Source organism: Delftia sp. ZNC0008, from assembly GCF_000799035.1.
Classification (GTDB): domain Bacteria; phylum Pseudomonadota; class Gammaproteobacteria; order Burkholderiales; family Burkholderiaceae_C; genus Comamonas; species Comamonas tsuruhatensis.
The window spans coordinates 1-1,342 of sequence record NZ_JTKZ01000860.1 but is presented as its reverse complement, the minus strand read 5'-3'; the positions used below and the strand labels follow the sequence as shown (position 1 = coordinate 1,342).

Annotated in this window: 2 protein-coding genes; both read left to right on the top strand. The window is 72.1% G+C overall.

Annotation, left to right across the window (positions count from 1 at the left end; genetic code table 11):
* Positions 1–602, top strand: a 602-nt coding sequence (locus L995_RS27630; protein ID WP_047474553.1) for an MFS transporter, incomplete at its 5' end; no start/stop codon positions are given.
* A 201-nt stretch (positions 603–803) separates the two neighbouring features.
* Positions 804–1,342 (top strand): urease accessory protein UreD (locus tag L995_RS27625; RefSeq protein WP_047474551.1); only part of this gene is annotated, 539 nt, incomplete at its 3' end.

Genomic DNA, 1,342 nt, shown 5'->3' with positions numbered 1-1,342 from the left:
CCGCGTTGCGCTCCCTGCTCACGCTGGCGCGCGAGCAGCCGCGCCTGCGCAGCCGGGCGCTGATCGGCGGCATGGGCTTTGCCACGGTGAGCGTGCTGTTCTCCACCATGGCACTGCTGCTGGCCGGGCCGGGCTACGGGTTCGGCGATGCGCAGATCGGCCTCATCGGCCTGGTCGGCGTGGCCGGCGCCCTCATGGCCAACATGGCCGGCCGGCTGGCCGACCGGGGGCTGGAGCAGCGCACCACGCTGGCCGGCGGCCTGCTCATGCTGGCGGGCTGGGGGGCGCTGTGGCTGGGCGGCACCAGCCTGTGGTGGTTCCTGGCGGGGCTGCTCATCGTCGATGCCGCGCTGCAGGCCCTGCACATCAGCAACCAGAACGTGATCTACGCGCTGGCGCCTTCGGCGCGATCGCGCATCAATGCGGTCTACATGACGGGGTACTTCATCGGCGCCTCGCTGGGCTCGGCCGTGGGCTCGACGGTGTGGCTGCACTGGGGATGGACGGGTGCCGGCGTTGCAGGCCTGGCCCTGAGCCTGTGCACGCTGGCCGTGGTCGCCTGGGACAGAAGCCTGGCGCGCCAGGCCAAGGCACGGGCGTAGGGCATCGCACCAACCTGCGGCACGGCGGCGCGGGAATGCACCGCAAGCGTGCCGCATTCCGCCCCGCGCATGGCAGCGCACGCACCAATCCGATGCGCCAGCGCACCAGCAGGGCGCAGCCGCCACTGCACCGGATTGGCACGCTAAATGCATGACGGAAGGCCGTTACCACCCACACGCCCTGTACCGTCCGCCCCGCCCATGTCCGCAGCGCTACCGATCACCGCCGTGCCCACGTCCGCCTCGGGCTGGCAAGCCATGCTGGAGCTGCGCTTCGGGCACCGTGCCGGCCAGGGCAGCGTGCTTTCCCACGCACGCCACAGCGGCCCGCTGCGCGTGCAAAAGCCGCTGCACCCTGAAGGCCCCGGCATCTGCCATGCCGTGCTGCTGCACCCGCCCGGCGGCGTGGCTGGCGGCGACCAGTTGCAGATCGATGTGACCGTGGAGCCCGGCGCCCACGCCCTGCTGACCACGCCAGGCGCCACGCGCTGGTACAAGTCCCAGGGCCGCCCGGCCGCGCAGCGCGTGCGGCTGCGCGTGGAAGAAGGCGCCATCCTGGAATGGCTGCCGCAGGAAAACATGCTGTTTGCCGGTGCCGACGCCACCATGGCGCTGGACCTGGAGCTTGCCCCGGGTGCGCGCGCCATCGGCTGGGACGCCACGGTGCTGGGCCGCTATGGCGCAGGCGAGCACTGGAACCATGCCGACGCACCGCCTGCGCGGCTGCAGCTTCACAACCG